21 protein-coding genes and 1 pseudogene are annotated in these 22,643 nt (G+C 62.6%); 11 read left to right on the plus strand and 11 right to left on the minus strand.

What is annotated here, in order from left to right:
• Positions 1-2: 2 nt before the first annotated feature.
• From AAA969_RS06325 to AAA969_RS06350, 6 genes are all read right to left on the minus strand, one after another.
• Positions 3-1,562, minus strand: coding sequence for a TRAP transporter large permease (locus AAA969_RS06325; protein WP_425325036.1), 1,560 nt, complete (start codon positions 1,560-1,562; stop codon positions 3-5).
• A 36-nt stretch (positions 1,563-1,598) separates the two neighbouring features.
• Positions 1,599-2,378 (minus strand): TRAP transporter small permease subunit, encoded by a 780-nt coding sequence (locus tag AAA969_RS06330; RefSeq protein WP_338244766.1) that lies wholly within the window; start codon positions 2,376-2,378, stop codon positions 1,599-1,601.
• A gap of 2 nt (positions 2,379-2,380) precedes the next feature.
• Positions 2,381-3,502 (minus strand): TRAP transporter substrate-binding protein, encoded by a 1,122-nt coding sequence (locus tag AAA969_RS06335; protein WP_338244768.1) that lies wholly within the window; start codon positions 3,500-3,502, stop codon positions 2,381-2,383.
• A gap of 37 nt (positions 3,503-3,539) precedes the next feature.
• On the minus strand, positions 3,540-4,304 hold the full coding sequence (locus AAA969_RS06340) for an arginyltransferase (protein ID WP_338244771.1): 765 nt from the start codon (positions 4,302-4,304) through the stop codon (positions 3,540-3,542).
• A gap of 52 nt (positions 4,305-4,356) precedes the next feature.
• A complete protein-coding gene (locus AAA969_RS06345) occupies positions 4,357-6,165 on the minus strand; it encodes an SLC13 family permease (protein WP_338244773.1) in 1,809 nt (602 codons plus the stop codon).
• 154 nt (positions 6,166-6,319) lie between these two features.
• Positions 6,320-7,243 carry a flagellar motor protein MotB gene (locus AAA969_RS06350; RefSeq protein WP_338244775.1) on the minus strand — a complete coding sequence of 308 codons (924 nt, stop codon included), beginning with the start codon at positions 7,241-7,243 and terminating at the stop codon, positions 6,320-6,322.
• A gap of 100 nt (positions 7,244-7,343) precedes the next feature.
• Here AAA969_RS06350 and AAA969_RS06355 point away from each other — a divergent pair, with 100 nt between their 5' ends.
• Positions 7,344-7,808: a flavin reductase family protein gene (locus AAA969_RS06355; RefSeq protein ID WP_338244777.1), complete on the plus strand. Its 465-nt coding sequence runs from the start codon at positions 7,344-7,346 to the stop codon at positions 7,806-7,808.
• On the opposite strand, the gene AAA969_RS06360 is transcribed toward AAA969_RS06355, so the two are convergent.
• Positions 7,790-10,114, minus strand: a complete 2,325-nt coding sequence (locus AAA969_RS06360) for a penicillin acylase family protein (protein WP_338244779.1) — start codon at positions 10,112-10,114, stop codon at positions 7,790-7,792. The two genes, AAA969_RS06355 and AAA969_RS06360, sit on opposite strands and share 19 nt — an antisense overlap.
• Before the next feature lie 61 nt (positions 10,115-10,175).
• Between AAA969_RS06360 and AAA969_RS06365 the strand changes: the two genes are divergently transcribed.
• Genes AAA969_RS06365 through AAA969_RS06375 form a run of 3 tightly spaced genes read left to right on the plus strand, consistent with a single transcriptional unit; the run spans position 10,176 to position 12,204 of the window.
• On the plus strand, positions 10,176-11,054 hold the full coding sequence (locus AAA969_RS06365) for an NAD(P)-dependent oxidoreductase (RefSeq protein ID WP_338244781.1): 879 nt from the start codon (positions 10,176-10,178) through the stop codon (positions 11,052-11,054).
• A complete protein-coding gene (locus AAA969_RS06370; RefSeq protein WP_338244783.1) occupies positions 11,051-11,578 on the plus strand; it encodes a hypothetical protein in 528 nt (175 codons plus the stop codon). Before AAA969_RS06365 ends, AAA969_RS06370 begins: the two co-directional genes overlap by 4 nt.
• On the plus strand, positions 11,575-12,204 hold the full coding sequence (locus tag AAA969_RS06375) for a trimeric intracellular cation channel family protein (RefSeq protein ID WP_338244785.1): 630 nt from the start codon (positions 11,575-11,577) through the stop codon (positions 12,202-12,204). The genes AAA969_RS06370 and AAA969_RS06375 overlap by 4 nt, the downstream gene beginning before the upstream one ends.
• 67 nt (positions 12,205-12,271) lie before the next feature.
• On the opposite strand, the gene AAA969_RS06380 is transcribed toward AAA969_RS06375, so the two are convergent.
• From AAA969_RS06380 to hemB, 3 genes are all read right to left on the minus strand, one after another.
• Positions 12,272-12,748 (minus strand): GNAT family N-acetyltransferase, encoded by a 477-nt coding sequence (locus AAA969_RS06380; protein ID WP_338244787.1) that lies wholly within the window; start codon positions 12,746-12,748, stop codon positions 12,272-12,274.
• A gap of 208 nt (positions 12,749-12,956) precedes the next feature.
• Positions 12,957-14,099, minus strand: coding sequence for a trans-sulfuration enzyme family protein (locus AAA969_RS06385; RefSeq protein ID WP_338244789.1), 1,143 nt, complete (start codon positions 14,097-14,099; stop codon positions 12,957-12,959).
• Complete coding sequence (hemB, locus tag AAA969_RS06390) at positions 14,092-15,072, minus strand: porphobilinogen synthase (protein WP_338244791.1); 981 nt, start codon at positions 15,070-15,072, stop codon at positions 14,092-14,094. The genes AAA969_RS06385 and hemB overlap by 8 nt, the downstream gene beginning before the upstream one ends.
• 134 nt (positions 15,073-15,206) lie before the next feature.
• On the opposite strand from hemB, the gene AAA969_RS06395 reads away from it, so the two are divergent.
• From AAA969_RS06395 to AAA969_RS06420, 6 genes and pseudogenes are all read left to right on the plus strand, one after another.
• Positions 15,207-16,343, plus strand: a complete 1,137-nt coding sequence (locus AAA969_RS06395; protein ID WP_338244793.1) for an isobutyryl-CoA dehydrogenase — start codon at positions 15,207-15,209, stop codon at positions 16,341-16,343.
• A gap of 54 nt (positions 16,344-16,397) precedes the next feature.
• On the plus strand, positions 16,398-17,453 hold the full coding sequence (locus tag AAA969_RS06400; protein ID WP_338244795.1) for an enoyl-CoA hydratase/isomerase family protein: 1,056 nt from the start codon (positions 16,398-16,400) through the stop codon (positions 17,451-17,453).
• Positions 17,454-17,508: 55 nt separating this feature from the next.
• Positions 17,509-18,414: pseudogene (mmsB, locus tag AAA969_RS06405) on the plus strand (3-hydroxyisobutyrate dehydrogenase); the annotation flags it as partial.
• 104 nt (positions 18,415-18,518) lie between these two features.
• A complete protein-coding gene (gene ldtR, locus AAA969_RS06410; protein ID WP_338244797.1) occupies positions 18,519-19,010 on the plus strand; it encodes a transcriptional regulator LdtR in 492 nt (163 codons plus the stop codon).
• 133 nt (positions 19,011-19,143) lie between these two features.
• Complete coding sequence (gene hemA / locus AAA969_RS06415) at positions 19,144-20,367, plus strand: 5-aminolevulinate synthase (protein WP_338244798.1); 1,224 nt, start codon at positions 19,144-19,146, stop codon at positions 20,365-20,367.
• Positions 20,368-20,397: 30 nt separating this feature from the next.
• On the plus strand, positions 20,398-20,625 hold the full coding sequence (locus AAA969_RS06420; RefSeq protein WP_338244800.1) for a DUF6898 family protein: 228 nt from the start codon (positions 20,398-20,400) through the stop codon (positions 20,623-20,625).
• Positions 20,626-20,642: 17 nt separating this feature from the next.
• On the opposite strand, the gene AAA969_RS06425 is transcribed toward AAA969_RS06420, so the two are convergent.
• The gene (locus AAA969_RS06425) at positions 20,643-21,065 is read right to left on the minus strand and encodes a MucR family transcriptional regulator (RefSeq protein ID WP_338244802.1); all 423 of its coding nucleotides are present in this window, start codon (positions 21,063-21,065) and stop codon (positions 20,643-20,645) included.
• A 270-nt stretch (positions 21,066-21,335) separates the two neighbouring features.
• On the opposite strand from AAA969_RS06425, the gene glyA reads away from it, so the two are divergent.
• Positions 21,336-22,643 (plus strand): serine hydroxymethyltransferase, encoded by a 1,308-nt coding sequence (glyA, locus tag AAA969_RS06430; RefSeq protein ID WP_338244804.1) that lies wholly within the window; start codon positions 21,336-21,338, stop codon positions 22,641-22,643.

A 22,643-nucleotide genomic window follows, 5' to 3' on the forward strand; every position in this document is an offset into this window, starting at 1 on the left:
ATCTAGCCATAAAGCCAGTTCGGCAGCCCGGTGGCGAGCCATGGCAGGGTAGCCACGGCGATGATCGCCAGGATCTGGATGATCACAAACGGGATGGCGCCGCGATAAATGTCGGTCGTCTTGACCGATTTGGGGGCCACGCCGCGCAGATAGAACAGCGCGAAGCCGAAGGGTGGGGTCAGGAAGCTGGTCTGCAGGTTCATGGCCATCAGCACACCGAGCCACACCGGGTCCACGCCCATCATCAGAAGGATTGGCGCGACGATCGGGACAACCACGAAGGTGATCTCGATGAAGTCCAAGAAGAAGCCCAGGATGAACATCACCAGCATGACCACCGCGACCGCTCCGAACACGCCCCCGGGAACGGCCTGCAGAGCCGCGGCGACCGTATCGTCGCCGCCCAGCTCCCGGAAGATGAGCGAGAAGAGTGAAGCCCCGATCAGGATCACGAAGACCATCGCCGAAATGGTCGCGGTCGAGGTCATGACGTCATCCAGCACGCCGGAGCGTTTCAGGCGGAGAAGGCTCCAGCCTGTTCCCAGGAGGGTGAGTGTCACCAATGCGCCGGCAAACACGCCGCCAAGGGTGCCCAGTTCGGTGACATAGAGACGTCGTTCGGCGCCGATATTGGCAACCACCACGAGGGCAATCAGGCCAAGCAGCGCGGCCAGACCCAGATAGCTGACCAGCTGGCCGAGCTTTGGATTGCCCTGAGCGCCGGCATTGCGGGCACCGGCGATGAAGGTCGCACCGACGGCGCCAACGCCGGCTGCTTCGGTCGGAGTCGCCAGACCGGTCAGGATGGAGCCAAGCACGCCGATAATCAGGGCGAGGGGCGGGATGAGGGCGTGCAGAAGTCCGCCGAGGCTGACCGTCCCTTCGGCCGGTGCTGCCGGTGCGCTGTCGGGACGCAGGATCGCGACGACGATCTGATACCCGATATAGAGGCTGACCAGCAGGATGCCCGGAATCAACGCGCCAGCGAACAGGTCCCCGACCGAAACGATATCGGGCGAGAAGATGCCCTGCGCGCGCTGGGCTTCCTGATAGGCGTTGGAAATCTGGTCCCCGAGCAGCACGAGGACGATGGAGGGCGGGATGATCTGCCCGAGTGTACCCGACGCCGCGATCGTGCCGGTCGCAAGGGCCGGGTCATAGCCGCGCTTGAGCATGGTTGGCAGCGACAAGAGGCCCATCGTGACAACCGTGGCGCCGACAATGCCGGTCGACGCGGCGAGCAGGCCACCGACGATGACAACGGAGATGCCGAGGCCGCCGCGCATGGTCCCGAACAGCGCGCCCATCGCTTCCAGCAATTCCTCGGCGATCTTCGACTTTTCCAGCATCACTCCCATGAAGACGAAGAGTGGTACGGCGACGAGAATCTGCCGGTCCATCTCCATCAAATTGCCGTAGATGCGCTGCGGAAAGGCGCGGAAATGGATCGGGTCAAACTCGCCGATTGCCATGCCGATCAAGGCAAAGGCGAGGGCAACGCCGGCCAGGGTGAAGGCGACCGGGTAGCCGCGCAGCAGGGCTGCGAAAGCCGCGAGAAACATCAGGAAGGGCAAGAGTTCGATGAAGTGGGTCACGGCTCAGATCTCCCCCTCGATCACGGTTGGCAGCGGCGGCGGGTCTTGTCGACCCAGCGTCATCGCGGCCCGTGCAGCCATCGAGAAGCCTTGCAGGATCATCAGGATCGCAAAGAGTGGAATGGCGGTCTTCAAGAGGAAGACGAAGGCAAGCCCGTCACTCTCGCGGGAGCTCTCGAGGATCCGCCAGCTCGACGAGAGATAGCCGGTCGAGGACCAGAGGATAAGCGCACTCATCGGCATGAGCGCGAAATAAGTGCCAAGCAGGTCGATCCAGGCCCGGCCCCGCTCTGTCATTCGGGCAAAGAAGACATCCACCCGGACGTGACCACCATGCAGGAGCGCCGCGCCCGAGGAGAGCAGGAAGAGGAGCGCGTGCATGTAGATCACGCTCTCGGCCAGCTTGGTCGAGGCGTAACCGAAGACATAGCGCTGGATCACGATGATGGCGGTGGCAATCACCAGGCCGAGGGCGAACCAGCGCGCTGCGCCGCCAATGCTTTCGGTGATCGCGTCAAACAAGCGGATTGCGTGACGCTGGAGTGACCAGACCGGACCGGGCAAGCCGATGAACCGTCCTGTCAGACCGCTGATGAGGGGTAGAAGCAGGAGTGGCGACAGCCATAGACCCGCGCGCCCGAGCCATGTCCCGATCGCTTGGGCGATACCGGGCAAGTGAGCGCCCGACCAGTCGGCAACACCGCCGCCGGTTATCATGTCGATCACTAACAGGAAGACCGACAGGACCAGTATGACCGCGAGTAGCCCGTCCCCCTTGCGCATGATCAGCCGCCCAGAACGCGTTCGCGCTGCACCATGTAGGGCATTTCCGAGATCCGGCCCCAGCCGCGCATGGTGTCGCGCGCGGCGAGATAGCTGTCATAGACGCGGCGTGTAAACGGATCGGCATTGCCTGTGTCCGCTACGACCTGCTCGGAGATTTCACCGATCCGGGTCCAGATCTCGTCCGAGAACTGGCGCAGCTCGACACCGTGCTCATTGACCAGCACATTGAGGGCAAGGCCATTCTGGTACTGGAATTCCGCAATAGAGATATTGTTCGCGGTCCGGCAGGCCGAGGCGATGATCGCCTGATGATCGCTGGCGAGCCCATCCCAGACCGTCTTGTTGATGCCAACCCCGAGGCAGGAGCCCGGCTCGTGGAAACCCGGACCATAATAGTAGGGTGCTTCGCGATAAAAGCCGAAGGCGAGGTCATTCCACGGGCCGACCCACTCGGTACCATCAATCGCTCCGGACTGGAGCGCGGGATAGATCTCGCCGCCCGACAGGGTCACCGCGGCGCCGCCGAGCTCGCGCAGGACGTTACCGCCAAGCCCGGGAATTCGCATCCGCAAGCCCCGAAAATCTTCCAGCGTGTTGATTTCGCGTTTGAACCAGCCGCCCATCTGGTGGCCGGAATTGCCGGCCTGGAACGGCTTGATGTTGAACTGGCCGGACAGCTCGTCCCACAACATCTGACCGCCACCGGCTTCGACCCAGCCCATGATCTCATAAGCGGTCATACCCATCGGGACGGCGGTAAAGAAGTTGAAAGCCGGTGACTTGCCTTGCCAGTAGTATTCGGCTCCGTGGTACATGTCGGCCGTGCCCTCGGACACGGCATCGAAGGCCTCGAAGGCCGAGACGATCTCGCCCGCCGCATAGACGCGGACTTCCAGCGATCCGCCGGACATGCGGTTGATATAGTCGGCGACATTATTGGCGGCAGTCCCCAGGCCGGGGAAATTCGCCGGCCAGGTGGTCACCATGCGCAGGCGTTTGACGCCGCGATTGACTGCCGGTGCGGCCGGACCGCTGGCCGTGTCCTGTCCGGTTTCACCGCAGGCCGTGGCCACCGTCGCCGCAGCGACGGCACCGCCGCTGATGAATGTGCGTCGATCCATATCTATCTCCCCCAGAGATCCCGCCAAGCATCAGGGCTCACGCGAAATCGTCGTATTCCTCATTGTCGTCATGGTTAGCGAGTTCGGCATAAGGCTGCCAGCCCGAGGGCGTCAAAACTTGCAGCGGCTGATACTGCGCCTTGTAGCTCATCTTGCGGCTCTTGCTCACCCAATAGCCCAGATAGACAAAGGGCAGACCGGCCAGTTCAGCCTGCCGAATGGCGTCAAGGATCATGTAGGCGCCTGGGCTGCGGCGTTCCCAGTCGGGATCGAAATAGCTGTAGATGAGCGACAGGCCGTCCTTGAGCACATCGGTCAGGGCCGCAGCGCGGAGCACGCCGTCGCCGTCGCGATACTCGGTAACATGGGTGCGCTGGGCCCCGTCCTCGACCATCATGACGTATTCCCCGAAGGACATGCCGACCATGTCGCCGTCACCGTGGCGGCTGTCGAGATAGCGCGTCAGAAGATCGAACTGCTCCATGGTCGCGGTCTGGGCGTCGATCGAAACGTGCCAATCACGGTTGCGGTTGACGATTTTCCGCCAGCGCCGCTTCCAATCAAAAGCTTCCGCGTCGATGCGGACGGACTTGCAGGCATCACAGGCTTCACAGGCAGGGCGGTAAAGCACGCCCTGGGAACGTCGAAAGCCGGCATGCGTGAGCGCATCGTTGAGAGCCGGGCCTTCGCCGACCTCGATCCGCGTGAATACCTTGCGCTCGAACCGTCCGGGCAGGTACGGGCACGGCGCGGACGCCGTGAGGAAGAAGGGAATTTGCTTGGTTGCAAACGGGTGGGTCACGCCTTTCGCCTCATTCCTTGCGTCCGGATCTTGCCGTAGCAGGGTCTCACACTCAAGCGAGACCCAATGCGTAAAGCAGGCTGACATAGACCGTGTAGGCAATCCAGAAGAGAACCACCATCGGCGAGCCGGCGCGCAGGTAGTCGGCAAAATTGTAATGCCCCGGGCCCATCACGAGCAAGTTGGTCTGATATCCGATCGGTGTGGCAAAACAGGTGTTTGCGGCAAACAAGACCGTCATTGCGAACAAGGTCGGGTCGGCACCGATCTGGTTGGCAGCCCCCACCGCGATCGGGGTGAACAAGATCGCGGTCGCACTGTTGGAGAGCACGTTGGTGAGGATTGCCACCAGCAGGAAGAGCGCTGACATCAGGACCACAGGCCCGAATGGCGCAAAGACCGACACAACGCCTGTCGCCATCAGATCGGCCGCGCCGGTCACCTGCATGGCGGTGCCCAGCGCGATGGCCGAGCCGATCAGGAGATAGACACGCATGTCGAAGGCGCGTGCGGCCTGGCGGGTATTGAGACAGCCCGCCATGATCATCGCCACAGCTCCGAGGAAGGAAGCCAGTACAATCGGCAGCAGACCCGTGGCCGCGGTCAGGACAACACCGCCAAAAATGGCCCGGGCAAAATTGGAGCGCCGCGGATCGGCGATCGAGGTCGTTGCCCAATCCATCACCAGCAGGTCGCGGTCGGCTCGCAGTCCCCGCAGAGAGGCCGAGGCGCCGAACAGAAGCAGGGTGTCGCCAGCCTCAAGCCGAATCTCACCCATGCGTGAGCGGATCATCCGGGAACGGCGCTGGATCCCGAGCACGATACACCCAGTGACATGGCGAAAGCCGATCTGCCGGATGGTGCGCCCGATGAGGCGCGACCCCGGCGCAACAACGGCCTCGGCCATGACCAGGCTATCGCCCGGCGTCGGGTTATCACCCGGTCCCGAGGCTTCCAGCATGCCGCGCATGAAGTCGGCCCGCTTGGCCAGGAGATTGGTCAGGGTTTGACGGGTCGCGGCGACGATAACGAGATCGCCGGCTTTCAGCTCGATCTGGTCGAAGGGCGGAAGCAGCGCATGTTCGCCGCGCTGAATCATCCGCACGGTCATGTCGGGCAGGTCGGCAAACATGCCGGCGACCGGCTTCTTGCCGATCAGCGGGTGGTCGCTCGTGACGTCCAGCTGGGCGATGTATTGCTTGCCGCCGCCGCCCGCGATCTCGGCTTCCATCGACGCTCGGTCGGGTAGCAGGTGCGGGAGGATCACGATGATATAGACAATCCCGACGGCGGCCAGAAACAGCCCGGGGATCGACGGGTCGAAAAAGCTCAGTTGTTCCCCGGTGACGCTCATCAGCGTGTCGGCGACAAGCAGGTTGGTGGATGAACCAATCAGCGTCGTCATCCCGGCAAGGATGCACATATAGCTGAGGGGGATCATCAGCTTGGACGGGCTTTTTTCCATCCGTTTGGCGATCGCCACCAAAATCGGCACGAACATCACCACGACGGGCGTGTTGTTGATGAAGGCGCTGATCACGAAGACAAAGGCGAACATGCCAATAAGCGTCGCCTTGGGGTGCTGGTCGTAAGCGTCGAGAAGGCGCTGGGTCGGACCCTCCATGGCGCCGGTCTGGAATATGCCCTGACCGACAATCAGCAGGCACAGGATGGTGATCAGGGCCGGGTTGGCAAAGCCCGCGAGCAGGTCAGCCGTCGTCGGATTGCTCGCTTCCAGCGGGAAGAGGTGGAAAAACGCCATCAGGATGGCGACAATCGAGGCCGAGACGATCTCGATCGGCACCCGGTCCCAGACATAAAAGACAATCGCCAGCGTCAGTCCGCCGAGGATTGCCCACATTTGCCACACATCAAGTGACGCTGATTCAATCATCGCAAGATTCAGGAAGCCGTGGATCCGATACATCCACAGCAAACGCTAGCATGCAGGATATCGGCTTGCGAAGCCTTTGTGTCGGTTCGACCGTGGAAAGCGCGAGGGCGATGCGGCCTGGTTAGAGCTCGTGGCCGCTCGGCATGACAGGGGCTTCCCGCAGCAGCACGACCGAGATGCGCCGATTGCCCGGCATGTAGGGATCGTCGGGATAGAGCGGTTCGGAACCCGCCTTGCCGCGCACCTCATAAATCCGGTCGTCACTGATCCCCGCGCGCTGGAGAACGGCGCGGGCCGCGTTGGCGCGGTCGGCCGAGAGTTCCCAATTGGTATAATCCGCACCGGGCGAGGAGGGGGCACTGTCGGTATGGCCGGCAATCGAAAGCCGGTTCGGGAGGCGTTCGGCGATCCGTGCGACGGCGCGCAGCAAGGTAATCGCCCGCTCATTGGGGACGACAGCGCCCGGGTCAAACATCGGACGGCCCTCCTGGTCGACCAGCTGGATGCGCAGACCTTCCGGGGTTTCGTCAATCAGGACGTGGTTGGAGAGCTCCGCCAGTTCCGGCATTTCCTGCATGGCCTGACGCAGGGACATGGCGGCTGAATGAAGTTCTGCGGCGTCGCGGCGTTGTTGGGCCTCGGCCATCGCGGACGCCGTGATCTCGGACTCCGACTCGATTGCTTCCGGTGACCCTTCCGGGGCTTCCTGACGGTCGCGGTCATTGAGTTGCGGCGCGCTTGGGGCGAGGCGCTGGCGCATCGAGCTGTCACCGGAACCCTGCACGCCATCATCGCCCGGCGACGTGCCGGCAAGCGGCGCGCCCGATCCGGAATTTGACGGCGAGACGCTGGCCGGGGCGAAATAGTCAGCGATGCCGCGTTTTTGTTCGGGGGTTGTGGTGTTGATGAGCCACATCAGCAGGAAGAAGGCCATCATCGCGGTCACGAAGTCGGCGTACGCGACCTTCCAGGCACCGCCGTGGTGTCCGCCACCGCCGCCCTTGACGACTTTCTTGATGACAATCGGCCGATCAGAGGCTGCCATGTCCACCCACCTTGTTTATCTGCTACTGCCTCTAGTAGACCCTTATCCTTAAGGTCCGGTTTCGAAACCCGGACTCCTCCGTTCAAGAGAAGGACATGCCTTGGCCGACAGCCGCAGATTCCGTGACGCGCTCGGGCGCTACCCGACGGGTGTTGCCATTGTGACGACCTTTGCCGATGGCAAGGCACTCGGCATGACGGTGAATTCCTTTGCCTCGGTCTCGCTTGATCCGCCACTTGTGCTGTGGTCGGTCGAGAAAGGATCGGACCGCCACGGACTGTTTACGCGGGCGACACATTGGGGCGTGAATGTGCTCGCTGCGGACCAGTCAGAGCTGGCCAATGCCTGCGCCATGAAGGCCGATATCGAGGCCTGCGGCGGTCTGTGGGGCGGCGATGCCGTGCCGTTGCTTGAGGGCGCCGTGGCCCGGTTCACCTGTCAGGCCGAGGCGGTTCACCCCGGTGGCGATCACGACATCCTGGTCGGACGCGTGATCGCACTCGATACACCGCGTGACGCGCCGTCACTGGTGTTTCACCGTTCGTCCTATTCCGAGGCTGGCTGAAGCGTCAGCACGTCGAGGCCTGCCGGGGCATCGTTCAGGGTCCAGCCCGTGGGGATGCTGATATACTCGCCGCGGCCCCACATCGGCGCCAGGTCATCATAGTGACGTGACATGACATTGCCGGACTGGCCGGTCGTGATCATGAAGCGGGACGTATCCGGATCGGCCATGTCGTAGAGCGCCCGGTAGGAGGCGCCATGGCGAACGTCATAGCCCGGCCGGCGATAGGAATGGTGGGCAACATTGACGGTCGACCCGTCGCCCGGGACCGGCGTTGTGATCGTGAACCAGTCCGAGAGAATTGGGAAATCCGAAAACGGACGGTGTGCGTGGCGGGCCTGGTGGACATCGCCCCAGCGCCAGCTTGCGAAATCCTGGCCATAAGCAGCCGTGCTGGCCGCCATCGCCCGGTCTAGGGCCGGGCCGGTCAGGTCCTGGCATGTTTCCACGCCCTCGGTCGTGATGTCATCGCACCAGTGGCCGAGATCACCGGTCAGAGCATCCATCATGAAGACCCGGCGGTCGCCGTGCCAGGCCGGAAGCAGATCGCCAAGCTCGTCGCCATAAATCGCGGCGGACAGTTCCTCCATCCAGGCTGAATAGATCAGCGGTTCAGGCCGGTCGACAGCCATGTCGGCATTCCAGCGGGCCAGAAGCGCCAGTGCACCATTGGCGGCGTCGGTCTGCGGCTCGGCCCGGATCAATGTCGGCAGAAGCCGCAAGGCGGTATCACTGACCGTATCGATCTGCAGGGCCTGCATGCTGTCCATGTCATGGATGGGTTGCGCATCGATGCCGTCATAGATGCGGCGGATCCGGGAAACACCATACCATTCCGAGGTGATGTAATGCGGATACGCGTCCGGCACGATCTTGTTGTTGGCCGTCGCGACGAAGCCGCGATCCGGGTTCAGCGTGTGTGGCAATTCCTCGAACGGGATCGTCGAGACCCAGGCGCCGGTCTCGTCGCGAACCGGAATCCGGGCTGGTGCGTAGAAGCCGATATCGCCATCGCGATCGGCAAAGACCATGTTCTGTTGTGGTGCGACAAAGCCGCGGATCGCCGAGACAAATCCGTCCCAGCCATCGGCCTCGATGATGTGCAGGCCGACACCGGTGGTGGCATCATCAGGCTCGTCGAGCATCCATTGCAGGGCAAAGAAGTCACTGCCCTCCGGGACGGGGTAGTCAAAATGCTTCGGGTCCAGCACTGGCCCGGTCGCGGTCTCGCGACGCAGGATGATGACGTCCTCGCCAAAACGGACACGGATATGCTCCTCGCGTTGCCCGATTACGTCGGCCTCGGAGACCGGGTGCAAGTCGCCGACATCCGGCCCCGTATTGGTAAAGCCCCAGGCGATCTCGTCGGTACGGCCCAGGGTGACAAAGGGTGTTCCCGGAAGGGTGGCGCCGACAACGGAGCCATTTGGCGTGGTCAGACGAGCCAGATACCAGATCGCCGGAGCAGCCAGACCCAGATGCGGGTCATTGGCGAGGATTGGCAGGCCGCTCGCCGTCCGCGAGCCGGACAGGACCCAATTATTCGAGCCGTCCCGGCCCGTGTCTTCCGGGCCGATCGAGGGCGGGATCACCTCTGCCGGCGGCAGGGAGGAGGCCTCGATGCCGATATCGGCCATGGTCAGCGATCGGGGGGCGTCGTCGGGATAGCGGCCAATGAACTCGGCTGTGCGTTGGGCGCCGAGTCGTTCGGTCAGCGCCGCCATGCTCGATTCCTCGAAGGCATTGCCGAACAGGTCGAGCGCAATCGCCTTGTAGACGACGACCGTGTCGGCGGGTTGCCACGGCTCGGGCTCGAACATCAGGATCTGGAATTCCGGCGGCGGCACAAAGCCGGGCGCAGAGATCACGGCATTGATGCCGTCGGCATAAGCTTGCAAGGCATCCTGAACATCCGCGGGCAGGTTCGAAACAGCTGTGTCGGACGCCGGGCCCAGACCCATGGTCCTGAAGAAGATATCGGTGGAGAGACCGGGCTCGCCGAGAATCTCGGCCAACCGTCCACGCAGGGCGCGGCGGGTGATTTCCATCTGCCAGAGACGGTCCTGCGCATGCGCCACGCCCATGGCATAAAACCCGTCGCGATCACTCTGCGCGAAAATGTGCGGCACACCGTTCGCGTCACGCGCAATGCTGGCCTCGGCCTCGAGTCCGGCGAGCTGTATCGTACCCGTAGTCTGGGGCAGCGAGGCGTAGAGCCGGTTGGCAAAGACGAGGGCGCCGACAAGGACAAGTGCGACAAGTCCTCCGACCGCCCAGCCGAGATAGCGCAGAATACGATTGATCATGATGACTTGCTCCCCAATCGTGACGAGACTAGCAAGGGGCGAACGAATTGGGGAGAGCGCAATGGCACGCTGCACGTTTTTGGGATTGGGTGTGATGGGCTTTCCAATGGCGGGCCATCTTGTCTCTGCCGGCCATGAGGTCACCGTTTGGAATCGGACAGCGAGCAAGGCGCAGGACTGGGCAAGCCGACATGCCGGGACGGCTGCCGATACGGTTGAGTCTGCTGTGGCTAACGCCGACTTCGTGCTGATGTGTCTGGGCGATGACCCTGATGTGCGTCGGGTGGCAGAGCAGGCGATTCCCGCGATGAAGCCGGGTTCGGTCCTGGTCGACCATACGACGGCGTCGGCCGAGCTGGCCCGCGACCTGGACATCGAGGCGCGTGACGCCGGAATCGGATTTGTCGATGCGCCGGTGTCCGGCGGGCAGGCCGGAGCCGAGAACGGTCAACTGGCGATCATGTGTGGCGGCGAGGCGGACACGTTTGCCGCGGCAGAACCGATCATGGACAGCTATGCCAAGGCGATCACGCTGATCGGTCCGGCCGGCTCCGGCCAGCTCTGCAAGATGGTCAACCAGATCTGCATCGCTGGCGTCGTCCAGGGCTTGTCGGAAGGGCTTCACTTTGCCCAGCGGGCCGGTCTCGATCCGGCGCTGGTGATCGGGGCGATCTCGAAGGGGGCGGCCCAGTCCTGGCAGATGGAGAATCGCTGGGAGACCATGGTCGCCGGGAAGTTCGACTACGGTTTCGCGATCGACTGGATGCGCAAGGATTTGCGGATCACCTTGGACGAGGCGCGGCGCAATGGCGCGACCCTCCTGGTCGCGGCGCAGGTCGACCAGTTCTATGCCGACGTCCAGGCGATGGGCGGCAATCGCTGGGATACGTCGAGCCTGATCGCGCGTCTCGAGCGTCCGAAAGACGGAGCCGACACGTGAGTGAACCCAGGGGCTCGATCGCCAATGACCCGATGGTCATGGATGTCTGGAAACGGCTGACCAAGCTGTTTGCGGTGTGGCGGCTGATCGTGATCGCGGGCTTCACGCGTCGGGTCATGAAGCAATACTCCAATGATCAGATGACGACCTTGATGCGGTCAGGGCATTGGAAGATCGCGCTGGGCCTGCTGGGCGGGCTGAGCGATGCCCAGGTCGAATTTCTCGCGGTCTGGGCCCGGCTGAATGCGGAGCGGTCCGAGCGTATTTTCCGCGCGACCGCCCTGATCATGGTGACGATTCCTGTCGCCGCAGTGTTCGGCCTGTCCGAGCTTGATCCGGAGATCTGGGTCCGATTTGGTTTTGAGAGAGTGGATATGCTTCTCGTGGTTCTCGGTGTCTGGATGGTGGCCTGTGCGATCATGATGGCCGCTGCCTGGAGGGCACGTGACCTGTCGGATCTGCTCGAGCTCGAGCAGGGGCGACGGGCGCTCAAGCGGGCCAAAGCCGCCCTTCAACGCCCGTGAGTATAGAGCTCCTCTTTGTCATTCTGGACTATGCCGGAATCGGCTTCTTTGCCTATTCAGGCGGCATGCTGGCAGCGCGCAAGGGACTGGATCCCTTCGGCGCCGTGATCATTGGCGCCGTGACGGGCATGGGCGGCGGGACCCTGCGTGACATCCTGCTTGGCTCGCTGCCGGTCTACTGGATAGCCGAGCCGAAATACTTGCTGGTCGCTGTCTTTGGCGCCTTGCTCGGCTATTTCACCTCGCCCTGGGCGCAGGCCATTGCGACCCGGCGGGCGGCACTGATCTGGGCGGACGCGATCGGACTGTCGGTGTTCTGTGTAATTGGCGCCCAGGCAGGGCTCGCGGCTGGCGCGCATTGGACCATCGCACTGCTGACCGGAATGATGAGCGCAGCTTTCGGCGGCCTGCTGCGCGATATCATCGTCAACGACGTGCCTCTGGTCTTGCGCGAAGACATTTATGCCCTGGCGGCCCTGGCCGGAGCGGCGGCCTATGTCGGCGGTATCACGCTGGGCCTGAATCCGAGTGCTGTGACCCTCGGCTCGGCCTTGCTGGCCCTGGTCCTGCGGGGCTGTGCCATCCAGTTCAAATGGTCCCTGCCGGCGATCAAGCTCTCGGACTGACCGATCTGGCAGCCAGCTCCGTTCCGGGCATCTGTGCCCGGAACGGAGCCTGCCGGTTCCGTGCTGGCTAGCCGAGGCTCGCCGGCCGCGGCTTGACCAGATGGATCATGGCGATGCCGTGATCTTCGTCCTCGAACAGGCGGTCGTCGAGCCAGCCGTGCTTGGCATAAAAGCGACGGGCCTGGTCGTTCTGGCGGAAGCAGTCGAGCCCGATCCGGTCAGCTGCTGCGAACAGCTTGCGCTCGCCATCGGCCAGGAGCAGGGCTCCGACGCCCGAGCGGTGGTGGTCGAGATCAACCATCATCAAATCGATCCGCGCCGGCTGGATGGCGCAAACACCGATCCGGATGCCGGCATGTTCAGCGACCGTCAGGGTCGCGACATGCTGGCGGTAATAGGCGCCAATGGCCCCGGATGCGATGTAGCCTTCGACCGCGTCTGTACCGAGGATCGCCGGGTATTTGACCCTGATGGTTTTCGCCGACAGGGCTTCAAGCGGGTCGGCATCGTCCAGGGTTGCCGGCCGAAGTGATACGTTGGACAAATGTTTCAATGTCTTGTTCCTGATAAAGAAAAACTGTTCGCGCGCGACGCGGGTCGCGGGCGGTGTTTCAATCAAGCCAGCCGGCCCGCTTGTAGGGGCGGGCTGGCTGTATCAGGACGTCGAAACGAGGCGCATAAACGCTCCAGCTGAAACAAGGCGTTCCGGATAGGTCAGTTCGCGGCTGCGGCCAACTGACGAATTTGTGAGATCAGCCAGTGGCGGCCGCGAGGGCGGCGCGGATATCGTCCAGCAGGTCGCCGGCATCTTCCAGCCCGACCGAGAGGCGGACCAGATTGTCCGGTGTCGGGCTTTCCGGGCCCTCGATCGGTTTGCGGTGCTCGACCAGGCTTTCCACCCCACCCAGCGAGGTCGCCTGGATGAAGAGCCGGGTGCTCGCCGCAAACTTCGCCGCCGCCGGATAACCGCCGGCGATCCGAAGCGAGAGCATGCCGCCGAAACCATTGGTCATCTGTCCCGCCGCGATGTCGTGGCCGGGATGACCGGCTAGTCCCGGATAGAGGACCGCGTCAATTCCGGGCTCGCCCTGAAGCGCGTTGGCGATCGCCAGGGCACTCGCACTCTGGCGCTCGAAGCGAACCCAGAGCGTCCGCAGGCCACGCATCAGCAGCCAGGTCTCGAAGGCGCCCGGGACCGCACCGGTCTTGGAGTGGATCTCGCCGATCTCGGCCCAGCGCTCATCAACGGCCCGGGTCGCAAGGACCCCGGCCAGAACGTCGGAATGACCATTGAGATACTTGGTGGCGGAATGCATGACGATATCGGCGCCGAGCGCCAGCGCCTGGGTGGTGCAGGGCGGAGCGCAAGTCGAATCGATCCCCAGCGTCGCGCCAACGGCATGGGCGATATCTGCTGCCTTGGCGATGTCGACAATCGCCCAGGACGGGTTGGCCGGGCTCTCGATCCAGATCAGATCGGTCTCCGGTCGCGCCGCTGCGGTGAGGGCGTGAAGGTCACCGGGTTCGACCAGGTTGAGCGTGATCCGCTTCTTCGCCGCGGCCCGCTGCAGCAGGAGTTTCGCGCCGTAATACATTTCGGTCTGCGCGATGACATGACCGCCGGTCGGCACGCTCTCGACCACCGCCGCGATCGCCGCCATGCCGGAGGAAAACAGCTTGGCCTCCGGAGCGCCTTCCAGCATGGCGAGGACCCTGGCCGCCTGAAACTCCGTCGGCCCTCCCGGACGGCGATAATCGGTCTCGCCGATCAGCTGATTATCCGAGCCACGGGCATAGGTTGTCGCTGGATGGATCGGCGGGATGACCGCCCCGGTCAGGCGGTCGATCTCATGCATGGCCTGGACGGTGAGGGTGGTGCGGGAGGCGTTAGTCATGCAGCGCTATCGCCGCCCGTTTCGCGAAATACGTGATGATCCCGGCTGCACCGGCCCGTTTGAACGCCAGCAGGCTTTCCATCATCACCCGCTCGCCATCAATCCAGCCATTGGCCGCGGCGGCCTCGATCATCGCGTACTCGCCGGAAACCTGGAAGGCATAGACCGGCACCGGGAAGGTGTCGGAGAGGGCGCGGACGATGTCGAGATAGGGCAGGCCCGGCTTGACCATCACCATGTCAGCCCCCTCGGCGATGTCGAGTTCGACCTCGCGCAGGCATTCATCGCGATTCGACGGGTCCATCTGGTAGGTCTGCTTGTCGCCCTTCAGCGCTGCCGCCGAGCCGATCGCCTCGCGATAGGGACCGTAAAAGCCCGAGGCGTATTTGGCGGCATAGGAGAGGATCATCGTGTCGTGATGGCCGGCAGATTCCAGCGCCTCACGAATGGCGCCGATGCGGCCATCCATCATGTCGGACGGCGCCACAACGTCGCAGCCGGCGGCGGCTTGCAGAAGCGCCTGCTCGATCAGACGCTCAACGGTCGCGTCATTGGCGATGCGGTCACCATCCAGCACACCGTCATGGCCGTGTGTGGTGAAGGGGTCGAGGGCGACATCGCAGATCACGCCCACATTCGGCGCGGCATCCTTGATGGTCCTGATGGCATTGGGCACCAGCCCGTCGGGATTCAGGGCCTCGGAGCCGGTATCGTCTTTGCGGGCCGGATCGATATGCGGGAAGATCGCCATCGCCGGAATTCCCAGAGCCTGGGCCTCTTTCGCCGCCTTCGCCAGTGCGGAAAGCGACAGGCGTTCGACACCCGGCATCGCTGCGACGGGCTCGACCGGATCGGCGGTATCGGAGACCACGACCGACCAGATCAGGTCATTCACCGACAGGGCATTTTCGCGCACCAGGCGGCGCGACCAGTCGGCCTGTCGGGTCCGGCGAAGGCGGGTGTTGGGATACATGGCGGCCTCTGGTCTTTTGCGATTGCAATGACATATCAAACTTGCCGCCGCGGCAAACCCGCGTTACGGCTCCGGCCAAAGCCGTCGGACAAGATTTGTCCGTCAATCACACGATTAGCAACAGGAGTACTGCTGTGGATTTCGCTCTCACAGAAGATCAGGCCCTGATCCGCGACATGGCGAGAAAATTCGCCGATGACCGTTTGAAGCCGCACGCGGCCGAATGGGACGAAACCAAGCATTTCCCCGTCGAGGCCATGCGCGAAGCCGCCGAGCTCGGTTTTGCAGGCATTTACACGCGCGAGGATGTGGGCGGTTCCGCGCTGTCGCGGCTCGATGCTGCAATCATCTTTGAAGAATTGTCCCGTGGCTGCGTTGCCACGGCGGCCTTCCTGTCGATCCACAACATGTGCGCCTGGATGATCGACACATGGGGCAGCGAGGAACAGCGCCAGCGCTTCCTGCCGTCGATGATGACGATGGAAAAGATCGCCTCCTATTGCCTGACCGAGCCGGGCGCCGGCTCCGATGCCGCCAGCCTTCGCACCAAGGCGGTGCGCGATGGTGATCATTACGTCCTCAACGGTGCTAAGGCGTTTATTTCGGGTGCCGGCACGTCGGACTATTACATTGTCATGTGCCGCACGGGCGGCGACGGCCCCAAGGGCATCTCCACCATCGTGGTCGAGAAGGACACGCCGGGCCTCTCCTTTGGCGCCAATGAGAAGAAGATGGGCTGGAATGCCCAGCCGACCCGCGTCGTCAATTTCGAGGATTGCCGCGTTCCCGCCACCAACCTGCTGGCGGAAGAGGGGATGGGCTTTACCCTGGCGATGAACGGTCTCAATGGCGGCCGCATCAATATCGGTGCCTGCTCGCTCGGTGGTGCCAGCGAAGCCTTCGACGTGGCCAAGGAGTATGTCGGAACGCGCAAGCAGTTCGGCCGCGAGATCGGCCAGTTCCAGGTTTCCCAGTTCAAGCTCGCCGACATGGCGACCGAGCTGGAGGCTTCGCGCCTGATGCTCTACCGCGCTGCCGCTGCGCTGGACGCCAAGGACCCGTCGGCGGCCAAGTATTGCGCCATGGCGAAGCGGTTCGCGACGGATCAGTGCTTCGATATCGCCAACCAGGCGCTGCAGCTGCATGGTGGCTACGGCTATCTGAAGGATTACCCGCTCGAGCGCATCGTCCGCGATCTCCGCGTCCACCAGATCCTGGAAGGCACGAATGAGATCATGCGCGTGATCATTGCGAAGGATGTGATGAGGTAGGAGCGCTCTGGGCTTTATCCAATCACAAACACGACGAGGACATCAGGAATCCACATGACTGACGAACCCGAAATCATCGCCCGCAAGACCGGCCAGGTTGGCCGCATCACGCTCAATCGTCCCAAGGCGCTGAATGCGCTGACCCATGGCATGTGCCTGTCGATGATCGAGGCGCTGGAGGCTTGGCGCGAGGATGACGGCGTGCAGGCCATTGTGGTCGACGGGGCCGGGGAGAAGGGCTTCTGTGCCGGCGGGGATATCCTCAAACTGCATGACAGCGGCAAGGCCGGTGATGATCAGGCCTGGCTGTTCTGGCGTGACGAATATCGCCTCAACACGCTGATCCACCACTATCCCAAACCCTATGTCGCGCTGATCGACGGCATCACCATGGGCGGCGGTGTCGGGGTCTCCGTGCACGGCTCGCACCGGGTGGCCGGCGACCGGACGATGTTCGCTATGCCGGAGACCGGGATCGGCTTTCACCCGGATGTCGGCGGCGCCTATTTCCTGCCGCGCCTTGCCGGCGAGATCGGCACCTGGATGGGGCTGACCGGCGCCCGTCTGAAAGCGCCCGACTGTGTCGCATCCGGGCTGGCCACGCATTACTGCCCGTCCGGTCAGTACGAAGCGCTCATCGCGGCACTGGAGACGGCGGATCTGACTGGCGAGGACGCGCTGGAAGTCCTGCTGGAGGAATTCTCCGGCGATCCGGGTGACAGCGACCTCTCTGTGACCCGAGGCCTGATCGATGCCGCCTTTGCCGGTGACAGTGTCGAGGCCATTCTCGATCGGATCGCGGCAGCGGGAGACGACTGGTCGGCCAAGCAGGCCAGTATTCTCGCCAGCAAGTCACCGACGGCGTTGAAGCTCACCTTGGCTTGCCTGCGCAAGGGCGCTGACCTCTCCTTCGAGGACGTGATGCGCCAGGACTTGCGGGTTTCGAGCTGGTGCCTCACCGGCAAGGATTTCTACGAAGGCGTGCGGGCTGTGATCATCGACAAGGACCACTCGCCGAAATGGTCACCTGTCGCGGCTGACAGCGATATCGCCAAGGCGTTTGCGCCTCTCGACGAGGCCCATGAGATGAGCTTTCTCGACGACGCTTGACGGACAGCTCACACAGACCACCAACAAGACGCCACAAAGACCACCACTATCAACGGGGAGAAACACCATGGCCCGCATCGCTTTCATCGGACTGGGAAATATGGGCTCCGGCATGGCCGCCAACCTGATCAAGGGCGGTCATGAGGTGCATGCCTTTGATTTGAGCGCCGACGCTGTCGCTCATGCGGTGGAGCAGGGCGCGGTCGCTGCTGCCTCGGCGGAAGACGCGGTCACCGGCGCTGACGCCGTTGTTACGATGCTGCCGGCTGGCAAGCATGTGCGGGCCGTCTACGAAGGACAGATTTTCGGCGCTGCGGCGCCCGGCACGCTGTTCCTCGATTGCTCGACGATTGATGTCGACAGCGCCCGTCATGTTGGCGGTCTTGCTGTCCAGAGGGGCTTTCGCTTCGTTGATGCGCCGGTTTCCGGTGGGGTCGCTGCGGCGTCCGGCGGAACGCTGACCTTCATGGTTGGCGGGTCGGAAGACGATTTCGCGGCGGCCGAGCCGATCCTTGACGCCATGGGCAAGGCGGTGATCCGCGCCGGTGATGTCGGCGCCGGGCAGGCCGCGAAAATCTGCAACAACATGCTGCTGGCGATCACCATGATCGGGACCTGCGAGGCCTTCGCCCTGGCCGAAAAGCTTGGCCTCGATGCGCAGAACTTCTTTGAGATCGCCTCGAAGGCATCCGGCCAGTCCTGGTCGATGACGTCCTATTGTCCGGTGCCGGGTCCGGTCCCGACGACGCCAGCCAATAATGGCTACAAGCCGGGTTTTGCGACGGCGATGATGCTGAAGGATCTCAAGCTGGCGCAGGACGCGGCCCAGACCGCCGGTGCGACCACGCCGCTGGGCGCACAGGCCGAGGCGCTGTACGCCATGTTCGACAATCTCGGCGGCGGTCCGTCCGACTTTTCCGGTATCTACAAGCTTCTCGACGGAAGCTGGGAACGCCGGTGATTCCAATTTGACGTCGCCTGTTAAGGGGATTTTTGGGCTTTCTCGCTAGCATCCGCTCTGTAAGTCAAAAAAACGATCATTAAAGATTGGGTGGAGTGTGTGTGATGGCGATGGCAGAAAGCGTGGCACCGGAAGCGGTGCCGAGTTCCGATTATCTTGAGCTTCTTCAACTGGTGGAACGTCTTCACCGGCAATTGCTTGATGTGGTCAAGGATGAGCTCGACCGTGAGGGTCTGGACGACCTCAACAGTGTCCAGGCGCTGCTCCTGTTCAATATCGGCGACCAGGAACTGACGGCCGGCGAGTTGCGGACTCGCGGCCACTATCTCGGCTCCAACGTCTCCTACAATCTCAAAAAGCTTGTCGATGCCGGTTATATCCGCCACGAGCGCTCAGCGGTCGATCGGCGCTCCGTGCGGGTCAGCCTGACGGAGAGCGGTCATGCCGTGTGCGCTCATCTCAACAAGCTGTTTGACCGGCAGGGCAGCTCCCTGAACCCGGTTGGCGGCGTCGATGTCGACCAGCTTCCCGGCATCAATACGGCGCTGGCACGGATCGAACGCTTCTGGGCCGATCATATCCGTTTCCGGATGTAGGGCTGTGTTTTCTTGAACTGAGTGTAATCCGTTGGGTGCGGCGCTTCGTCCATTATACGGACGAGTGTTGACGCGCTATATGTCGACTCATCGTCAGATCGGCATGTATAGATCGTCTCGAAAGGCCCGCCCCATGGATTACCAAGCAGCGTTTCAGGATGCCGTCCGCCGCGTGAAAGCGGAAGGGCGATATCGCGTCTTTGCCGACCTTCTTCGTCGCAAGGGTGAGTTCCCGGTTGCGCGCTGGCGCGCCGAGGACGGCAAGGTCCGCGATGTGACCGTCTGGTGTTCCAACGACTATCTCGGCATGGGGCAGGTCCCGTGCGTCGTCGAGTCGATGAAAAAGGCGATCGACGACGTGGGTTCCGGTGCCGGTGGCACGCGCAATATCTCGGGCACGACCCATTATCACGTCGAGCTCGAGCGCTCGCTCGCTGACCTTCACCAGAAGGACGCCGCGCTGCTCTTCACGTCCGGCTATATCGCCAATGAGGCGACGCTGGCGACGCTCGGCAAGATCCTGCCGGGCCTGGTCATGTTTTCCGACGAGCTCAACCATGCCTCCATGATTGAAGGCGTGAAGGGGGCCCGCTGCGAGAAGCGGATCTGGCGCCACAATGATGTTGAGCACCTCGAAGAGCTGCTGGCCGCGGCGCCGAAAGACGCACCCAAGGTTATCGCGTTCGAGTCTGTCTACTCCATGGACGGGGATATCGGGCCGCTTGAAGCCGTATGTGATCTCGCCGAGAAGTATGGCGCACTGACCTATCTCGATGAGGTCCATGCGGTCGGGCTTTACGGCCTGCGGGGCGCGGGCATTGCCGAACGTGAAGGCCTCATGGACCGGATCGACATCATCGAGGGCACGCTCGGCAAGGCCTTTGGCGTGATGGGTGGTTATATTGCGGCCGATGGCGCGATCATCGATGCCATTCGTTCGCTGGCACCGGGTTTCATTTTCACGACCGCACTGCCGCCGGCCCTGGCTGCCGGCGCGCGCGCCAGTGTCGAGTATCTCAAGGCCGCGCATCACCTGCGCGAAAAGCACCAGGAACGGGCGGCGACGCTCAAGGCCAAGCTGGCGGATGCCGGTTTCCCGGTCATGCCGTCCGAGACCCACATCGTTCCGGTCAAGGTCGGTGATCCGGTCCTTTGTAAACGCATTTCGGACATGCTTCTGGAAGATCACGGGATTTACGTCCAGCCGATCAATTATCCGACGGTACCGCGCGGCACGGAGCGCCTCCGGATCACGCCGACCCCCCTGCACACCGACGTGATGTTTGACCAACTCGCCGAGGCGCTGGATGATGTCTGGGAACGGGCGAGTGAGCAGACCGGGGTGGCCCGGGCCTGACCTGCGGCGCCCTGATGCCGAGGTAGCCCGATGTCCGGCGAAATTTTCGTCGAAATCCAGAGAGTTGGAAACGCCCTGCGCGTCGCTGCCATTGACGGGGTGACGGCAGAGGAGGTCGTGTTCCAAGTCCCCGCCAACACGTCGCGCTCAAGCATTGATGACTTGGCGCGCGCCAAGCTCGCATGGAAGCAGAAACGTGCCGCCTCCAACGAGAAACGGCCGGACACAGGGCCCGGCCGTCGCGGTATTCAGGTCTAGCCGGAGCCCGGCCGGCCTTAGCCGTCCTTCTTGCCGCGGCCGAGACCGATATCCTTGGCAAACTGCGAGCGCTTGCGGGAATAGGCCGGAGCCACCATCGGATAATCCGACGGCAGGTTCCATTTGCGGCGGTAGTCGTCAGGCGACATGTTGTATTGCGAGCGCAGATAACGCTTCAGCATCTTCAGCTTCTTGCCGTCTTCTAGGCAAACGATGTAGTCGTCGGCGACCGATTTGGACACAGCGACCGCCGGCTTCGTCTTCGGCTCCGGTTTCACTTCCGATTCCGTGACTTCCTTCATCGTCGCATGAACTGATCTGATCAGATCAGGGACATTATCGGCCGGCACGGAGTTGTGCGAGAGGTAGGAGGCGACAACGTCAGTCGTCATTCGCAGCAATTCTTCTTTGTCGATCTCGGGGTAAATGTCATCGGCCATGAGGCGAGCCTTTCCGTAAAACGCTGACTTCCTGTCGTCACAAATGGTGACTGCATTGATTATTTCAATGGTGGATCGATATTATGAGTTGATATTCAGTTCAAGTCTGGAATGTTGAATATATTTCGCGATCGGCAGCGCAGTCAGAGTTCCCGTAATAAACCTTGTAATAAGCCAGACCGCGGCGTCACCTGCAGAGGTGCCAATTGTCGGCTTGCCCCGGTCGGAGCAGCGCCTTATCAAACGGGTCGCAATACATGAGGATGTGGGATGCCTGACAGCCAAACCGAAACCGGCAACGAACGCGCGTTTTTCACGCGCTCGATCGTCGACAGTGATCGCGAAGTGGCACACGCCATTCACGAGGAAATCCAGCGTCAACAGAGCCAGATCGAGCTCATTGCGTCGGAAAACATCGTGTCGCGGGCTGTCCTTGAGGCGCAAGGCTCACCGCTCACCAACAAGTATGCCGAGGGTTATCCCGGTCGCCGCTATTATGGCGGCTGCGAGCATGTCGATGTCGTGGAGACCCTCGCCATCGAACGGGCCAAGGCCTTGTTTGGCGCGGCCTATGCCAACGTCCAGCCGAATTCCGGAAGCCAGGCCAACCAGGGTGTCTTTCTGGCGCTTTTGAAGCCGGGTGACACGATTCTCGGCATGTCCCTCGATGCGGGGGGACACCTGACCCATGGTGCACGGCCGAACATGTCCGGCAAGTGGTTCAAGGCTGAAAGCTATGGCGTGCGCGAGAGCGATGCCCGGATCGACTATGATGTCGTTCGCGCCAAGGCTCATGAAGTCCGTCCGCAATTGATCATCGCCGGTGGTTCCGCCTATCCGCGTGAAATCGATTTCGCCGAGTTCCGCAAGATTGCCGATGAAGTGGGAGCCTATCTGCTGGTCGACATGGCCCATGTAGCCGGGCTGGTTGCCGGTGGCGTCTACCCGAGTCCGGTGCCGCACGCCCATGTCTGCACCACGACCACGCACAAGACGCTGCGAGGTCCCCGCGGCGGCATGATCCTGTCCAACGACATCGAACTCGGCAAGAAGTTCAATTCGGCGATCTTCCCCGGCCTGCAAGGTGGCCCGCTGATGCATGTCATCGCCGGCAAGGCCGTCGCCTTCGGTGAAGCCCTCCGGCCTGAGTTCAAGGATTACGTCAAACAGGTCGTCATCAACTGCCAGGCCATGTCCAAGGCGATCACGGATGGCGGCTATGCCATTGTTTCCGGTGGCACAGACAGTCACCTCGCTCTCGTCGATCTGCGACCCAAAGGCCTGAAGGGCAATGTGGCCGAGGAAGCGCTGGAGCGCGCCTATATCACCTGCAACAAGAATGGCGTGCCGTTTGATCCCGAAAAGCCGACCGTTACGTCCGGTCTCCGGGTCGGCTCGCCGGCCGCCACCACGCGCGGGTTCGGCGAGGCCGAGTTCACGCTGGTCGGTGAACTGATGGTCAAGGTGCTCGACTCGCTGGTCGATCATCCCGAGGGCAATGCCGAGGTCGAAGCCGAGGTCCGCGAGACGGTGAAGGCGCTAACCGCGCGCTTCCCCATCTATCCCGAACTGGCCTAA

It is taken from the genome of Maricaulis maris, assembly GCF_036322705.1.
Taxonomy (GTDB): Bacteria; Pseudomonadota; Alphaproteobacteria; order Caulobacterales; family Maricaulaceae; genus Maricaulis; species Maricaulis maris_B.